This is a genomic window from Curtobacterium phoenicis (assembly GCF_047238015.1).
Taxonomy (GTDB): Bacteria; Actinomycetota; Actinomycetes; order Actinomycetales; family Microbacteriaceae; genus Curtobacterium.
In genome coordinates this window covers 1629413-1645199 of sequence record NZ_JBDFLZ010000002.1, presented here as the reverse complement: position 1 = coordinate 1645199, position 15787 = coordinate 1629413, and the positions used below count along the sequence as shown (strand labels likewise).

The window sequence follows — 15787 nt, the reverse complement described above, 5'->3', positions numbered from 1 at the left end:
GCGCCGAGTCCAGTGTGAGCGCTCGACACAAACTTGTCAACCGGTTGACCGTTCGGTATCGCAATTGGCCCGGCGTGCGGGATCGGGCACCGGTTGACCGACCGGTACGCTCGCCCCATGCCCGCGTTCAGTGAGAACGACCCGCTCAACATCCGCCTCGAGCTCGAGTCGGTGCCGGCTGGGTCTCCCGCCTCCGAGGTGGCGCGGCAGCTCGTGTCCCTGCTCACCGCCGGTGACCTCGCTCCCGGGTCTCGACTCCCGTCCGAACGGATCCTCGCCGAGCGCCTCGGCGTCGGACGGTCCGCCGTACGGGAGGCCCTCGCCGCGCTCGAGATCCTCGGCATCGTGCAGATCCGACCCGGATCCGGCACGTACCTGCGCGGCGGGACCTCGGACCTGCTGCCGACGACGCTCTCGTGGGGGCTCATGCTCGCGTCGAACCGGACCCGGGAACTGCTCGAGGTGCGGTCGTCGCTCGAGCGCACGGCGGCGATCCTCGCGGCGCAGCGGGCGACTCCGGAGCAGCTCGACGAACTGCAGACCTACCTCGACCGCCAACAGGAGTCGCTCGACGACCCCGATGCGTTCATCGACGCCGACGTCCGGTTCCACGTCCTCATGGCCCGCGCCGCGGGGAACGACGTGCTCGCGGACCTGCTGCAGAGCCTCCGGTCGATGCTGAGCGTCTGGGTCGGTCGACGGGTCCGCACCCGGCAGGCGACCGAGGCCGCGTACGACGAGCACCGGGCGATCCTCGACGCACTCCGGGCCGGTGACGTCGCCGCGACGCAGCGGGCGATGGACGACCACATGGCGACGGCGAGCGCCCGCATCGAGAACGCCGAACCGCTCCCGGCGGAGGCCGACGCCGCCAACTGATCCGGTGCGAGCGCGTTGCCGGACCGGCAATGCCGCTTGCGTCCGACGCCGACCGTCCGGTGGAGTGCTCTCGTGCACCTCCACGACGACCCCACGACCGACACCGATGCCCGCTCCTGGTGGGAGGCCCGGTACGCCGAGCGCGACGGCATCTGGTCCGGCCGGGTCAACGCCGTGCTCGCCTCGGTCGCGGCGGAGCTCCCCGTCGGTCGTGCGCTCGACCTCGGCTGCGGTGAGGGCGGTGACGTCGTGTGGCTCGCCGAGCGAGGGTGGTCCGTGGTCGGGATCGACCTGTCGGTCACGGCGCTGAACCGGGCCTCGGCGGCGGCCGTCGCAGCAGGGGTCGACGAGCGGACGGCGTTCGTCGCGGCGGACCTCGCGTCGTGGGAGACCGGTGCGCGGTTCGACCTCGTGACGGCGTCGTTCCTGCAGTCCTGGCCGGTCGAGATCCCGAGGGCGGCGATCCTCCGGCGTGCGGCGGGGTTCGTGGCCGCGGGTGGACACCTGCTCGTCACCGCGCACGCCGCTCCCCCGCACGGTGACCTGCCCGAGGAGCTCCGGGGGTACCGGTTCCCGTCGCCGTCGGAGGACCTCGCGACACTCCGCCTCGACGACGGGTGGGAGGTGGTCGAGGCCGCCGAACGTCCGCGCACCACGACCACGTCCGACGGTCACGAGCACCACACGGCGGACAGCGTCGTGCTCGTCCGGCGCCGTCGCTGAGCGCGGGAGCGCACGACGGCGCGCCACACGGCACCAGGTACGACGCCGTGCGTCAGCGGGAGCGCCCCCACGTCAGCGTGGCAGCGGCACCTCCGCGGCGAAGGCCCGGACCACCCGGTCCACGACTTCCCGCGCCGGCGCGTCCCACACGGCCTGGTTGAAGATCTCCACCTCGACGTCCCCGGTCCACCCGGCCGCCGACACGGCAGCGGTCACCGGCCCGAAGTCGACGTGCCCGTCGCCCATCACGCCGCGGGAGAGCAGCGGGTCGGCGGCGATCGGGGTCGTCCAGTCGCACACCTGGAACGACGCGATCCGTCCGGCAGCCCCGGCCCGGGCGACGGACGTCTCGAGCGCCGGGTCCCACCAGACGTGGAACGTGTCGACGACGACGCCGACCGCTGCAGCGGGGAACGGCGCGGCCAGGTCGAGTGCCTGTGCGAGCGTCGACACCACCGCACGGTCGGCGCAGTACATCGGGTGCAGCGGCTCGACGGCGAGCCGCACGCCGGCGTCGAGGGCGTGTGGCACGAGGTCGGCGAGCGCGTCCGACACCCGGGAACGAGCGCCGACGAGGTCCTTCGACCCGTCCGGCAGGCCGCCGGCGACGAGCACGAGGACCGCCTCGGAACCGGGCGCGCCGGCGGCGGCGAGCGCCGCGGTCTCGTCGATCGCTCGGCGGTTGTCGTCGAGCGCGGCGGTCCGCGCGGGGCCGTCCGGCAGCGTGAAGAACCCGCCGCGGCAGTGCGACGACACCCGGAGTCCGGAGTCGGCCACCACGCGCACCGCGTCGTCGAGGCCGACGGCGGCGACCGGCTCACGCCAGGTGCCGATCGCGCCGACGCCGGCGGACGACACCACGTCGAGCGCCTCGCCGAGGCTCGCGTACTTGATGGTGGCCTGGTTGATCGAGAGCCGCGGGTGCGGAGCCGGCATCGACGCGGTGTCGAGGGCGTGCACGGCCGGGGCGAGGCGGCCCCCGGTCGTCACGCGACCACCCCAGCGAGGTGCGCTGCGTCGGGGGCCGAGCCGCGCCTCCCGGCCGTCGCCGGAGCCGCGACCCCTGCCAGGGCGAGGAGGTCGTGCCAGCGCTGCGCGGCGAGCGGCGGGTCCTCGAGGGCACCGCAGGCGTTCGCGAGCCGGACGGTCTCGGACAGGTGCGGAAGCGAGCGTCCCGCGTGCAGGCCGCCGACCATCGTGAACGCGGGCTGGTGCCCGTTCAACCAGGCGAGGAAGGCGATGCCGGTCTTGTAGTGCCACACGGGCGCGCTGAAGACGTGGCGCGAGAGCGCTTCGGTCGGGCCGAGCAGCTCGCGGAACGCCACCTCGTCGGGAAGCGCCTGGACGGCGGCGGAGGCGACGGGGCCGAGGGCCGCGAACGCTCCGAGCAGGGCGTCCGAGTGGTGCGCGCCGTCACCGGCGATGAGGTCCACGTAGTGGTGGTCGTCGCCCGTGTACATGCGGACACCCTCGGGGAGCCGCGCGCGGAGGTCGGTCTCGGCGCGGGCGTCGAGGAGGCTCATCTTGATGCCACTGACGCGGTCGCCGGCGTCGCCCATGATGTCGAGGACGGTGGCCGCGCCGCGGCTGTTCGCGGCGGCCACGCCACGGCTGTTCGCGGCGGCGACGCCGCTGCGTCCGTCCCGCGCGGTGGCTCCGGCTCCCGCGCCGAAGTAGCCGGCGAGCGCCGGGTCGAACGCCTCGCCGAGCCAGTGCAGGACGACCGGCGCGGATGCCCGTGCGAGGACCGCGGCGTATACGCGGCGGTAGGTCGCGGCGGGGTCCGGCTCGCTGCGGGCGAGGCGGGCGAGGTGGCGGCTGGCCATGAGGACGACCCCGGCACCGGCGTCCTCCGCGTCGTGCAGCTGGCGGACGTAGGCGTCGACGACCTCCTGCTCGCTGGCGGCGGTGTCCGGGAGGTCGTCGGTGTTCACCCCGACGACGAGCCGGCCGCCGACGGACCGCGCCTCGTAGGCGCTGCGGGTGATCAGCTCACGCGTCGCCGCCGGGTCGAGACCCATGTTGCGCTGCGCGGTGTCCATGGCGTCGGCCACTCCCAGTCCCCACGACCAGAGGTGGTGGCGGAAGGCGAGGGTGGCGTCCCAGTCGAGGTCGGCCGGTGCTCCCGGGGTGTTGTCCGCGGCGGTGCGCGGGACGACGTGCGCGGCGGCGTACGCGACGCGCTCGGTGAGCGGCGCCGCCGGCTTCGTGACGGCGAGCGGCTCGCGCAGCGGCTCGGTGGTGACGGTGCCGTCGTCGGCGAGGAGCGTCAGCCCGTCGGGGCGGGCACTCATGCGCTGACCGGTTCGACGTCGGCGGTCTGCGCTGCAGCGGCCTGCGCCGCGCCCCTCTCGGCATCGGCCTGGAGGCGCGGCTCGGCCCGGCTGCGCAGGCGCAGCTCCGGCAGGTCGATGCGTCGACCCTCGGCGCTGGACCGCAGACCGGCTTCGGCGAGCGCGACGCCGCGGGCACCGGAGAGGAGGTCGTAGCGGTGCGGGCGGCCGGCGACGAGGTCGCGGACGAAGTCCTCCCACTGGGCGCGGAAGCCGTTGCCGTACTCCTCGTCGGGGACCTCGAGCCACTGCTGGCGGTAGTCGCGGTCGTCGCGGAGGTCCGGGTTCCACACCGGCTTCGGGGTCGCGGTACGCGGTTGGATCCGGCATCCGAACAGCCCGACGACGGAGCTGCCGAGCGTGCCGTCGACCTGGAACTCCACGAGTTCGTCGCGGTCGACGCGGACGGCCCAGCTCGAGTTGATCTGCGCGGTGATGCCCCCGGCGAGGTCGAACACGCCGTACGCGGCGTCGTCGGCGGTCGCGGTGTACGGGTGGCCCTGCTCGTCGGACCGCTGCTCGATGTGCGTGACGGCTCGGGCGTAGACGGACTCGACCCGGCCGAACAGCTGCTCGAGGACGTAGTTCCAGTGCGGGAACATGTCGACGACGATGCCGCCGCCGTCCTCCTTGCGGTAGTTCCAGCTCGGGCGCTGCGCGGCCTGCCAGTCGCCCTCGAACACCCAGTACCCGAACTCACCCCGGACGCTGAGGACGCGGCCGAAGAACCCGGAGTCGAGCAGCCGGCGGAGCTTCCGGAGGCCCGGGAGGTAGAGCTTGTCGTGCACGACGCCGTTCGGGACGCCGGCGTCCGCGGCGGCCTGGGCGAGCTCGAGGGCCTCGGTGGAGGTCTCGGCGGTCGGCTTCTCGGTGTAGACGGCCTTGCCCGCGGCGATGGCCTTGCGGATGGCCCCGGCACGTGCGCTCGTGACGGCGAAGTCGGCGAACACGTCCCAGCGGGCGTCGGCGAGCGCGGCGTCGAGGTCGGTCGTCCAGTGCTCGAGGCCGTGCCGGGCGGCGATCTCCTCGAGCTTGGCGGCGTTGCGTCCGACCAGGAGCGGTTCGAGCTGGACGCGGGTGCCGTCGGGCAGGAGGACGCCGCCCTCGTCGCGGATGGCGAGCACCGAGCGGACGAGGTGTTGGCGGTACCCCATGCGTCCCGTGACGCCGTGCATGATGATGCCGATCGTGCGTGTGGTCATCGCGTGCTCCCTTGCTCGCCGTGGCCGCCTCCGTCGGTGTGGAAAGCGCTTGCCAGGCACCGTACACCACGGGGCGAGCGGTCCGCAGCCCCTCGGACACGGTTCGCACACGGGTGACTCGACCCCCGCCCGCCCGCGCTGAGGTTCCAAAATTTTGGACTCGCGGAGTCCTGAGCGGCGCTCCGCGGAACCTCGGCACCGAGCACGCGGCGTGTTGTGGAACCTGGACGTGCGGGCACCGGTGCGTCGCAGCCAGCGCACGGTCCAGCCGGGACCCTGCGGCCCGGCGCCGCACCGCGGGCTACCGGGCCGTGCTCGCGCGCAGCACGACCTGGCCGTCGACCGCGCCGCCCGCGTCCGTGCCGAGCGCCCGCCGGACCGCACGCGCGCCGATCTCCTCGAGCGGCAAGCGCACGGTGCTGAGCGCCGGGACGACGTCGGCGAGCATCCGGACGTCGTCGAACCCGGCGACGCCGACGTCCACGCCCGGGACGAGTCCGCGCTCCCGGATCGCCGCGAGCGCCCCGACGGCCATGAGGTCCGTCACCGCGAACACGCAGCGCGGCAGCGGTGCCGCTCCCCCGGCGGCGGCGTCGAGCAGGGTCTCCATCGCCCGGTGTCCGCCGTCGCGGGTGAAGGCCGACGGCACGACCCACTCGTCCGGCACCGAGAGTCCGTGCGCGGCGAGTCCGGCCACGAACCCCTCGTACCGTGCGTGCGCGGTGGCGAGCGTCGGGTCGCCGGCGAGGACGGCGAAGGTGTCGTGGCCCTGCTCGACGAGGGCGCCCGCGAGCGCGGCGGCTCCGCTGAGGTTGCGGATGACGAGTCCCTCGACGCCGGGGACGGACCCGCCGTCGAGGTCGGACACGAGGGCGGCGACCACGGCTCCCCCGGCGACGAGTGCCTGCACCGCGGCCCCGGTGTCGGTGGCTGCACCGAGCCTGCGGCTGACGGCGAGCACCACGGCCCGCGGGCGGAGGCCGGCGACGACCGCGAGGACGTCCTGCTCGCGCGAGGCGTCCCCGCCGGTGGAGGTGATCGTCACGACGAGCCCGGCCTCGTCGGCGGCCCGGATCGCTCCGGCGGCGATCGCGGCGAAGTACGGGTCGGCGATGTCACCGACGACGAGGGCGAGGGTCGTGGTGGTCCCGCGGGCGACCGCCTGGGCCTGCACGTTGGCGGTGTAGCGGAGCTCCTGCGCGGCGGCGTGCACGCGGTCGAGCGACTCCTGCCGGACCTTCCGCGCGCTGCCGTTGAGCGCTCGTGAGGCGGTGGCGAGCGACACGCCTGCGCGCTCGGCCACGTCTGCCAGGGTGACCGTGCTCCGCTCCGGCATGTCGTGCCTCCAGTCCGGACCGCGACAGCGGTCTGTGCGCGAGGATAGCGATTTCCGCCCTGCTCCGCGCCGTGCAGAGGCGCAGGTCGCGTTGTCATCACATGATTTAGGAAAGCGCTTGCCAAGCGGTTCCTCCTCGTGTAGACCTGTGGCACTCGGCCGAGACCCCCTGAACGCTCGCCCGCGGCGCACGCCGTGGTCCCGAACGAAAGCAGTGACGATGAAGTCCTCCAAGAGAATGCTCGCCCTCGCCGGCGGCATCGCCGCGCTCGCACTCCTGAGCGGCTGCGCGTCCGGCGGCTCCGGCTCGGACGGCGGGAAGGTCGACCAGCTCACCTTCTGGCTGTCGACCTCCACAGCGCAGGAGAAGGGGTACCAGGACCTCGCCGACTCCTACGAGAAGAAGACCGGCGTCTCGGTCAAGATCGTGAACCTGCCCTACGACGGCCTCCAGACCAAGCTCCGCGAGTCGGCGCAGGCGAACTCGCTCCCGGACGTCGTCCGCGCCGCGGGCATCGACCCGATCTGGACCGGCAAGACCGTGGACCTGTCGTCCATCGTCGACGACGGCGCGAACAAGATCGACCAGGACATCATCGCGAAGGAGAAGGACGGCAAGATCACCTCGATCCCGTCCGACGTCACCGCGGCCGGACTGTTCGTCAACAAGTCGCTGTTCGACAAGGCCGGGGTGTCCTACCCGACCGACCCGGCCAAGGCGTGGACGTGGGACGAGTTCCTGCAGAAGGCCGACCAGGTCAAGGCGAAGACCGGCGCGAAGTACGACCTCGTGTTCGACTCGTCGCCCTCGCGGCTCCGCGCGTACATGTTCACCAAGGGCACCGACTTCATGCAGCAGGAGAAGGACGGGTCCTTCCCGACCGACTCGAAGACCGTCAAGGCCCTGCAGGACTTCGCCGACATGAACGACGACAAGACCATGCCGAAGTCCGTGTGGACGAGTGGGCAGGACCCGAACGCGCTGTTCAAGAGCGGTCAGGTCGTCGCGTACTTCTCCGGCGTCTGGCAGTCCTCTGACTTCGCGTCGAACATCACCGACTTCGAGTGGGCGAGCGCAGCGACCCCGGCCGACCCGACCCACGCGACGGAGATCAACTACGGCGGCAACATCGTCGGGTTCGAGAACTCCGACACCAGGGGCGCGGCGGCGAAGAAGTTCATCGCCTACATGTACGACCCGACGAACTACGCGAAGCTCGTGACGACCAACGGGTTCCTCCCCGTCGAGTCCGGCCTCGACATCACGTACCCGTTCGAGTCGCAGGCGGCGAAGGACTCGTTCGCGCTCTACCAGAAGGAGATCGAGGCGGCGGCGCCGATCTCGAGCTCCTACGCGAAGGAGAGCGCCCGCTGGGGTGTCGAGGGCAAGGAGCTCGGCACCGACCCGACGACGACCGAGGTGGGCAAGCTCATCAACGGTCAGCAGTCGGCGAAGCAGACGCTCGAGACGATCACGAAGTACTACGAGGACCACGTCGGCTGACGGACCGGGCCGGGCGCGCGAGCGCCCGGCCCGTCCGCCTCCCCCACCCACACCCGACGAAGGAAGAGGACCACCGTGAGCACCCAGACCGCCGTCCCCCGCGCGGTGCCGTCGAGCGACACCGTCCGCCCGCCCGGCTCCGGCCGCCGGAGCCGCCGCCGCTCCGGCGTCCGCAAGCCCGTCCTCGCGCCGATCCTGTTCGTCAGCGTCAACGTCGTCCTGTTCGCGGTGTTCTTCGTCTGGCCGGCTGTGATCGGCCTGGGCTACTCGTTCACCGACTACAACGGCGTGGTCTCCCCGAACGTCATCGGACTGCAGAACTACGTCGAGCTCTTCCAGGACGACACCTTCTACGCAGCCCTCCTCCGCACCGTGCTCTACGCGGTGGTCGCGGTCCCGCTCGGCTTCGTGCTGTCGCTGTCGATGGCGCTCATGCTCACGAGCCCCGCTGCCAAGGGCAAGTCCGTCGCTCGCATCGTGTTCTTCGTCCCGTGGCTCATCTCCCCGATCGTCACCGGTGTCATCTGGCGGTGGATGTTCGGCGAGAACTTCGGCCTGGCGAACTTCGTCATCGAATCGCTCGGCGGCACGGCCGTCCCGTGGCAGTCGAACGCGGACCTCTCGTTGCTCGTCGTCGTGCTCGCGAGTGCGTGGGCGGGGTCGGCGTTCAACATGCTCCTGTTCGTGGCGGCGATCCGGAACGTCCCGAAGTCGTACTACGAGGCGGCAGCGCTCGACGGGGCCGGTGCCTGGCACCAGTTCCGCTCCATCACGCTGCCGAGCATCGCGCCGACGTCGTTCATCGTCGTGCTGCTGTCCTCCCTCGGCGCGTTCAAGGAGTTCGCGACGATCCAGGCCCTCAACGGCGGCGGGCCCGGGACCGACAACAACCTGCTCGTGCAGTACATCTACACGAACGGGTTCCAGAACGCCCACATCGGCTACGCTTCGGCGGCGTCGATGGTGCTCATGCTCATCCTCATGGCCATCGCCCTGATCCAGCTGGCCCTGAACCGTCGGACGGAGAAGCGCCGATGACCACGACCCTCCCCGGAGCCGGTGCGCCCGGCGCCGCGAACCCGGACGCCGCCCGACCGGACGCGGACGACGCGACCCGTGCGGCGACGACCGCGAACGGGCGAGCGGCCCGTCGGGCTGCCCGGCGCGCCGCGAAGCGCGGCGCCACCCGCGGCGGCTTCGACCAGGTGCCGAAGCCCAGGGCGATCGCGGTCAGCGCGCTCCTCTGGGTGTTCATCATCGGCTTCGGGTTCCCCGTGCTCTGGTTCGTCCTCAGCGCGTTCAAGCCCGGCGGTGAGCTGTTCTCCTACCCGCTGACGCTCTTCCCGAAGCAGTGGTCAGTGTCCGGTTTCGTCGAGGCGTGGCAGAGCTTCGACTTCGCCCGCTACTTCGGCAACACGATCGTCGTCGCCCTCGTCACGACGGTCCTGACGGTGTTCGCGAGCGCCGCCACGGGCTACGCGCTCGCGAAGTACGACAACCGGTGGCTGAAGGTGTTCTTCGTGTGCATCCTCGCGACGACCATGCTCCCCACCGAGGTCATCCTCGCGCCGACGTTCATCGTCATCCGCGACCTCGGCATGTACGACTCGCTGGCGGGCATCATCGTGCCGTCGATCATCACCGCGACCGGCATCTTCATGTTCCGACAGTTCTTCCTGACCGTGCCGGACGACCTCGTCGAGGCCGCCCGCATCGACGGCGCGAGCGAGTTCGGCATCTTCTTCCGGATCATGCTGCCGATCTCGCGCCCGATCATGCTGACGCTCGCGATCTTCTCGTTCCAGTGGCGCTGGAACGACTACATCTGGCCGCTCCTCGTGCTCAACGACCCGCACCAGTTCACGATCCAGATCGCCCTGCAGAGCATCGTCGGCGCCGAGAACGTCAACTGGACCGTGCTGCTCGGCGCGTCGGTGATCTCGATCCTGCCGCTGCTGCTCATCTACCTGGTGTTCCAGAAGTACGTGAACGGTGCGGACCTCAATGCGGGACTCAAGGACTGATGGGGTTCCTCGACGCGGTCGGTCCCGCCGCCGAGGCCGAGCTCGCCGCCTGGCGGGCGTCGCCCGGTGACCCGGCGGCGCTGTCGCACCGCGAACTGATGGCGCGTGCCCTCGCCTTCGTGGGCGCCCGGGTCCGGCACGATCGGCCGGGAGGCACGGCTCGCCTCATCGACGACGACCTCGCCACCGCGCACGGGTACGTCCGGCACCTCGCCGCGCGGCAGTCAGCCGGCGGGACGTTCGTCGGCGGCGACAACGTGCTGTCGCCGCCGGACTCCGCGTTCACGGTGAACGACGTGTGCGACGCCCTCGAGCTGCTCGCGCCGCTGCGCGACGGCGACCCCGCCGCCGAGGCCCTCGCCGTCGACCTCGACCGGATCGTCGAGCGGGCGACGCCGGCGCTCCTGTCCGGGGGCGTGCACACGCCGAACCACCGGTGGGAGATCAGCGCGGCGCTCGCCCGCACCCACCGCCTCCACCCCTCGGCCGCCCTCGTCGAGCGCATCCACGAGTGGCTCGCCGAGGGGCCGGACATCGACGCCGACGGGCTGTGGTCCGAGCGGAGCCCCAACTACGCCGCCGCGGTCTCGTGCCCGTCGTTCCTCGTGCTCGCGGACGTGCTCGACCGGCCGGCGCTCCTCGACCCGGTCCGCCGGTCGCTCGACGCCACCCTCGCGCTGCTGCTCCGCGACGACACCGTCGAGACTGTTCAGTCCCGCCGACAGGACCAGTCCGAGCCGTTCGGGATCGGGCCGTTCGCCCCGTTGCTCTGGCACGTCGCGGTGCTCGACCAGCGCGGTGACCTCGCCGCCGTGGCCGCCCGCGCCGCCGTCGCGCCGATGTGGCAGCCCGCGGTGACGGCAGCGCGCGCGATGACCGACCCGCTGCTCGCCGAACCGCTGCCCGCACCGTCGCCGCTCCCCCTCGGCACCACCGTGTTCGACGATGCCCGGCTCGTCCACGTCCGCGAGGAGCTCCGGGACGTGGTGCTCTTCGCCGGCTCCGACGTGCCGGCGCAGGGCCACGTGCGGTCCGGGCTCGCGAACAGCCCGACGTTCCTGCGCGTGCTGTCCGGCGACGCCGTGCTCTCCGACGTCCGGCTCTCGCGGGAGTTCTTCGGCCTCGGGCCGTTCCGGCCGACCTCGCTGGAGGCGCTCGGGGACGGTCGGTGGCGACTGAGCGAGACGGTGTCCGCCGGGTACCACCAACCGCTCGCGCCCGACGACCGCCGAGCGGACGGTGCCTACGCTCTCACCGACGAGGGTCGGTTCTCCGGGTCGATGGCGTTCGGCGCACGCGCGGTCCACACCGTGTCCCTCCGCACGGTCGTCACGATCGCCGTCGAGTCCGAGCGGGTGGTCCTCGACCTGCAGACCGACGGCGCCGACGTGCCGTGGTCGCTGCAGCTGACGTTCCGCGACGGGGGTACGGTGACCGGTGTGAGCACCGACGCCGCGACCGGGGAGACCGTCCTCGTCGCGGGTACCGGCTCCCACCGCGCCGGGGACTCGTCGATCACCTTCGGCCCCGGAGGCGGGACCGGCCACGAGCAGCCGGCGTTCTACGCGCCCGGGCAGGACTACGCGTTCCTCGGCGGCACCGATCGTCCCGGAGGGCAGCACGTCCACATCACGGGCCGCGCTCCCGGACGTGCTCGTGTCGTCATCAGCACGCCAGCCCCGACCCGTCCGGCGACCACCGACGTCGCGACCACCGACCACGCGACGGCCGCGACCCGGTGACCGTGACCCACGGCGGACCGCGACCGGCGGGACGGGCCGGTGACGGGCCTCCCGGCATCGTCCTGGTCGGCGCCCGCGGGTACGGACTGCACCACCGTGCGACGATCGACCGGATGGTCGCCGCCGGCCGGTGCGTCCTGACCGCCGTCGTCGACCCGACCCTCGGCACGGACACCGACGGCGGCGTGCCCGTCGTCACGGACGTCACCGCCGCACGGGCACACGGCGCGGTCGACGTCGTCGTGGTCGCCGCGCCGATCGGCGCGCACCTCCCGCTCGCACTGGCCGCCCTCGAGGCGGGCGCCGACGTCCTGCTCGAGAAGCCGCCCGTGACGACCCGCGCCGCCCTCGCCGACCTGCTCGACGCCGAACGGCGCACCGGGCGGGTCGTGCAGGTCGGGTTCCAGAGCCTCGGCTCGGCCGCGCTCCCGGCGCTCCGCGACGGATCGGTCGTGGGTGCAGTGCGGTCGGCCGCCGCGGTCGGGACGTGGACGCGCGACCAGGCCTACTGGTCGCGGTCGGGCTGGGCCGGCAGGCGACGCGTGGCCGGGGTCGACGTCCTCGACGGCGTCGTGACGAATCCGCTCGCGCACGCCGTCGCGACCGCGCTCGCGCTCGTCGGGTGTCGACGAGCCGCCGACGTCGCCCGGGTCGAGGTCGAGCTGTACCGCGCGAACGCGATCGAGGGCGACGACACCTCGACCGTCCGGGTCACGACGACCGCGGGACGCGAGGCCACCGCCGCCCTCACGCTGTGCGCGCCGACCGAGGTGCTCCCCACGGTCCGGGTCACCGGGGCGACCGGTCGGGCCGTCCTCGGCTACACGACCGACGACGTGACGGTCGACGGGACGACCACGACGTACGAGCGGACCGAACTGCTGGAGAACCTGCTCGACCACCGGGCCACCGGAACGCCGCTCCTCGTGCCGCTCGCCTCCACCGGGGCGTTCGTCGAGGTCCTCGAGGCCGTCCGCGCCGCCGAACCCGTGCAGATCGACCACCCGTGGGTCACGTGGGAGGGCGAGGGGCCGACGCGCCGACCGCTCGTCGCCGACGTCGAGGCCATCGTCGAGCGTGCGGCGGACCGACTCGCGCTGTTCTCGGAGGTCGGCGCACCGTGGGCGCACCCCGTGCACGACGACGTGCTCGCGACGCTCCGGATCGACGGCGCCACGGTCGCCACCGTCCTCGACGGCTCGGGGACGATCCCGACGTCGTCGCCTCGGCCGTACCTGCACCCGGTCCGGACCCGTGCCGGCGTGACCGTGTCGGCGCACCACCCCGGCGACCACGACTGGCACTGCGGTCTCGGGGTCGCGATCCCCGACGTCGACGGCGTGAACTGCTGGGGCGGCCGGACCTACGTGCACGGCGACGGGTACGTGTGGCGCGACGACCACGGCCGTGTCGACGTCGTGCACGCCGAGCAGCGTCCGGGGTGGCTCGGCCACGAGCTGATCTGGCGCGGCCCGGACGGCGCGGTCGTCCTGCACGAGCACCGTGTGCTGACCTGGGCGGCGCAGGAGGACGGGTGGTCGCTCGACTGGTCGTCGTCGTTCCGGGCACCGGGGTCCGCGCCGGTCCGGCTCGGCGGCCCCGGGTCGAACGGGCGCGTCGGAGCCGGGTACGGCGGGCTCTTCTGGCGGTTCCCGACCTGTGACCGGGTGTCCGTCCGGACGGCCGACGCCACCGGCGAGGACGCGGTGCACGGGTCCGTGGCGCCGTGGATCGAGTGGGCCGCGGACTTCGACGGCGGTCCGGCGACGATCCGGGTGACCGCACTCGACCACCACGACCCGTGGTTCGTCCGCGTCGCCGAGTACCCCGCGGTCGGGTCGGCCCTGGCCTGGCGCTCCCCCGTGACGGTTAGGCCGGACGTGCCGCTGGTGCGGTCGTTCCGGGCGTCGATCCGCGACGGGCGCTGATCCGGCCCTGACCGGGCGCGGCCGTCACGCTACGGTCGTGGGATGACCGATGCGCAGTGGGAGCACGACGTCGCCGAGACCTGGGCGACGGACCTCGACGACGAGCACCTGGTGGCGCGGATGACGTCCCTCGCAGCCGCGGCGCCGCACCCGGCACTCGGGGCGTTCGAACTCGGTGGCGCGTACGACTCCACCGGCCGCGAGGCCGAGGCCGACGAGCAGTACGCCGCCGCCACCGACGCCGGCCTCGCCCAGGTCGACCCCGACCGCGCGGCACGCATGGTGGTGCAGCACGCGTCGACCCTCCGGAACCTCGGCCGGGTCGACGAGGCGATCGCGATGCTCCAGCACGCACCGGAGCACCCGGCGATCGGGGCCGCGCCGAGGGTCTTCCTCGCGCTCGCGCTGCACAGTGCCGGACGGGTCGACGAGGCACTCCGGGTGGCGATCGAGGCCGTCGAGCCGACGCTGCCGCGCTACCACCGGTCGGTGCGGGCGTACGCGGAGGCGCTCACCGCCTGACGCGGATCAGCGGGGGCGGTCGAGGGGCAGGGCGTCGCTCGTGGTCCGCAACGACTCCTGGCGGAGTTCGAGCTGCGCCACGGCGAGCGCCGCGAGGTCGCGGAGGTTCGCCAGGTCGGCCTCGGTCGCCTCCCGCGGCTTCGCGTCGAGCACCGCGAGGGTCCCGATCGTCGTGCCGTCGTGCTTCACGAGCGGAACGCTCACGAAGAACCGGATGCCGAGCGGCCCGGTGACGAGCGGACTCTCCCGCATCTCCGGGTGGGTGGCGCCGTCGGGGATGACGACCGGTTCCGGCACCGGTGCGAAGCCGTTGCGGAAGCTGATCTTGCGCGCGGACGGGTCGACGCCGTCGGCGATCCACGACTGCGACCACTCGCGGTCCTCGTCGAGGACCTCGACGAGCGCGATGGGCGCGTCGAAGAGCCGGGCGGCCATCGCGGTGGTGCGGTGCAGGGCCTCTTCGGGGAGTTCGTCGAGCGTGGCCGGCCGGTCGGTCGGTCCCGCCGGCGCTGCCGGTCCCGCCGGTGCTGCCGGTCCCGCCGGTGCTGCCGCAGCGTGCGCACCGGATGGTGCGACGGCTGCCGGAGCCGACCCGCCGGCGGACGGGGGCTGGGTGCCCTTGTCGTGCGTACTGTCGGGCGTGAGCTGCGTGACGGGGGCGGTGGGTGCCTCCAGGCCGTCCGGGTCGACCACGTGGTCGGGTGCCGAGGTGTCGGCGATGACGACGTCGCGGAGCATCGCGACGAGCTCCGCTCCGAGCGGCCGGTCGGCCGGGTCCTGCGCGGTCATCGCGCGGAGCGCGTCCTTCCAGTGCTCGGGCAGCGGCTCGGGCACGACCGGGTCGCGGGACAGCCGGGCGATCGCCGACTCGACGACGGATCCGGGGAACTCGCGTCGGCGCGTGAAGCACTGCAGGAGGACGAGACCGAGCGAGTAGACGTCGCTCGCCGGTCCGACCTCACCACCGCGCGCCTGCTCGGGGCTGAGGTAGGCGGCGGTTCCGGTCGTGACGCCGTCGGCGGTGAGCCGTTCGGCGCCCTCGGCGATGGCGATGCCGAAGTCGGTGAGCCGGGCCCGCGCGCGGTCGGCGTCGTGGCCGTAGTCGACGAGCAGGATGTTCGAGGGCTTGATGTCGCGGTGCACGACCCCGTGCGCGTGGATGTAGTGCAGCGCCTCGGCCATGTCGAACCCGACCTCGGCGATGTGCCGGACGGCGAGCGGGCCGACCTTCAGCCGCGCCTCGAGGTCCTGCCCGACGACGAGCGACATCACGAGGAAGCGCTGCTGCGCGCCGTCGGCGTTGGTGAGGACACCGGCGTCGAGGAGGCCGACGAGGTTGTGGTGCTCGAGGGACGCCAGCACCCCGAGTTCTGCGTCCTGCCGGGCGATGTCGACGGAGCCCGAGTGGAACACCTTGACGGCGACCGGTCGGCGGAGGACCTCGTCGGTGGCCCGGTAGACGACGGACATGCCGCCCTGACCGATCACCCCTTCGACCCGGTACCGGCCGTCGAGGAGCGGCGCTGCGTCGTCGTGCGTCATGGGGTCCTCGTGCTCGGTGGGTCTGACGTTGCATCCTCCCATCCCTGCCGGT

13 protein-coding genes are annotated in these 15787 nt (G+C 72.8%); 8 read left to right on the top strand and 5 right to left on the bottom strand.

Annotation, left to right across the window (positions count from 1 at the left end; all coding sequences use genetic code 11):
• The first annotated feature begins 117 nt into the window (after window positions 1-117).
• Together ABC270_RS08075 and ABC270_RS08070 are read left to right on the top strand one after the other, a co-directional pair.
• Window positions 118-879 (top strand): FadR/GntR family transcriptional regulator, encoded by a 762-nt coding sequence (locus tag ABC270_RS08075; RefSeq protein ID WP_412880304.1) that lies wholly within the window; start codon window positions 118-120, stop codon window positions 877-879.
• A 72-nt stretch (window positions 880-951) separates the two neighbouring features.
• On the top strand, window positions 952-1602 hold the full coding sequence (locus ABC270_RS08070) for a class I SAM-dependent methyltransferase (RefSeq protein ID WP_412880303.1): 651 nt from the start codon (window positions 952-954) through the stop codon (window positions 1600-1602).
• Between the two features lie 72 nt (window positions 1603-1674).
• Here the strand turns inward: ABC270_RS08070 and ABC270_RS08065 are convergent, their stop codons facing one another.
• The 4 genes from ABC270_RS08065 to ABC270_RS08050 all read right to left on the bottom strand — a co-directional run bounded on the left by ABC270_RS08065 (window position 1675) and on the right by ABC270_RS08050 (window position 6440).
• Entirely contained in the window at window positions 1675-2538 is an 864-nt protein-coding gene (locus ABC270_RS08065) for a sugar phosphate isomerase/epimerase family protein (RefSeq protein WP_412882058.1), read from the bottom strand.
• A gap of 50 nt (window positions 2539-2588) precedes the next feature.
• Complete coding sequence (locus ABC270_RS08060; protein WP_412880302.1) at window positions 2589-3896, bottom strand: DUF993 family protein; 1308 nt, start codon at window positions 3894-3896, stop codon at window positions 2589-2591.
• Window positions 3893-5137 carry a Gfo/Idh/MocA family protein gene (locus ABC270_RS08055; RefSeq protein WP_412880301.1) on the bottom strand — a complete coding sequence of 415 codons (1245 nt, stop codon included), beginning with the start codon at window positions 5135-5137 and terminating at the stop codon, window positions 3893-3895. The genes ABC270_RS08060 and ABC270_RS08055 overlap by 4 nt, the downstream gene beginning before the upstream one ends.
• Window positions 5138-5438: 301 nt before the next feature.
• Window positions 5439-6440, bottom strand: coding sequence for a LacI family DNA-binding transcriptional regulator (locus ABC270_RS08050; protein WP_412880300.1), 1002 nt, complete (start codon window positions 6438-6440; stop codon window positions 5439-5441).
• Between the two features lie 253 nt (window positions 6441-6693).
• Here ABC270_RS08050 and ABC270_RS08045 point away from each other — a divergent pair, with 253 nt between their 5' ends.
• The 6 genes from ABC270_RS08045 (at window position 6694) to ABC270_RS08020 (ending at window position 14193) form a co-directional block, all read left to right on the top strand.
• Window positions 6694-7977: an extracellular solute-binding protein gene (locus ABC270_RS08045; protein WP_412880299.1), complete on the top strand. Its 1284-nt coding sequence runs from the start codon at window positions 6694-6696 to the stop codon at window positions 7975-7977.
• A gap of 75 nt (window positions 7978-8052) precedes the next feature.
• Window positions 8053-9015 (top strand): carbohydrate ABC transporter permease, encoded by a 963-nt coding sequence (locus ABC270_RS08040; RefSeq protein WP_412880298.1) that lies wholly within the window; start codon window positions 8053-8055, stop codon window positions 9013-9015.
• Window positions 9012-10001, top strand: coding sequence for a carbohydrate ABC transporter permease (locus tag ABC270_RS08035; protein WP_412880297.1), 990 nt, complete (start codon window positions 9012-9014; stop codon window positions 9999-10001). Before ABC270_RS08040 ends, ABC270_RS08035 begins: the two co-directional genes overlap by 4 nt.
• Complete coding sequence (locus tag ABC270_RS08030; RefSeq protein WP_412880296.1) at window positions 10001-11743, top strand: hypothetical protein; 1743 nt, start codon at window positions 10001-10003, stop codon at window positions 11741-11743. Before ABC270_RS08035 ends, ABC270_RS08030 begins: the two co-directional genes overlap by 1 nt.
• Complete coding sequence (locus tag ABC270_RS08025) at window positions 11740-13671, top strand: DUF6807 family protein (RefSeq protein WP_412880295.1); 1932 nt, start codon at window positions 11740-11742, stop codon at window positions 13669-13671. Before ABC270_RS08030 ends, ABC270_RS08025 begins: the two co-directional genes overlap by 4 nt.
• A 42-nt stretch (window positions 13672-13713) precedes the next feature.
• Window positions 13714-14193, top strand: a complete 480-nt coding sequence (locus ABC270_RS08020) for a tetratricopeptide repeat protein (protein ID WP_412880294.1) — start codon at window positions 13714-13716, stop codon at window positions 14191-14193.
• A 6-nt stretch (window positions 14194-14199) separates the two neighbouring features.
• Here ABC270_RS08020 and ABC270_RS08015 read toward each other — a convergent pair whose 3' ends face one another.
• Complete coding sequence (locus ABC270_RS08015; protein ID WP_412880293.1) at window positions 14200-15735, bottom strand: protein kinase domain-containing protein; 1536 nt, start codon at window positions 15733-15735, stop codon at window positions 14200-14202.
• Between the last annotated feature and the right edge of the window lie 52 nt (window positions 15736-15787).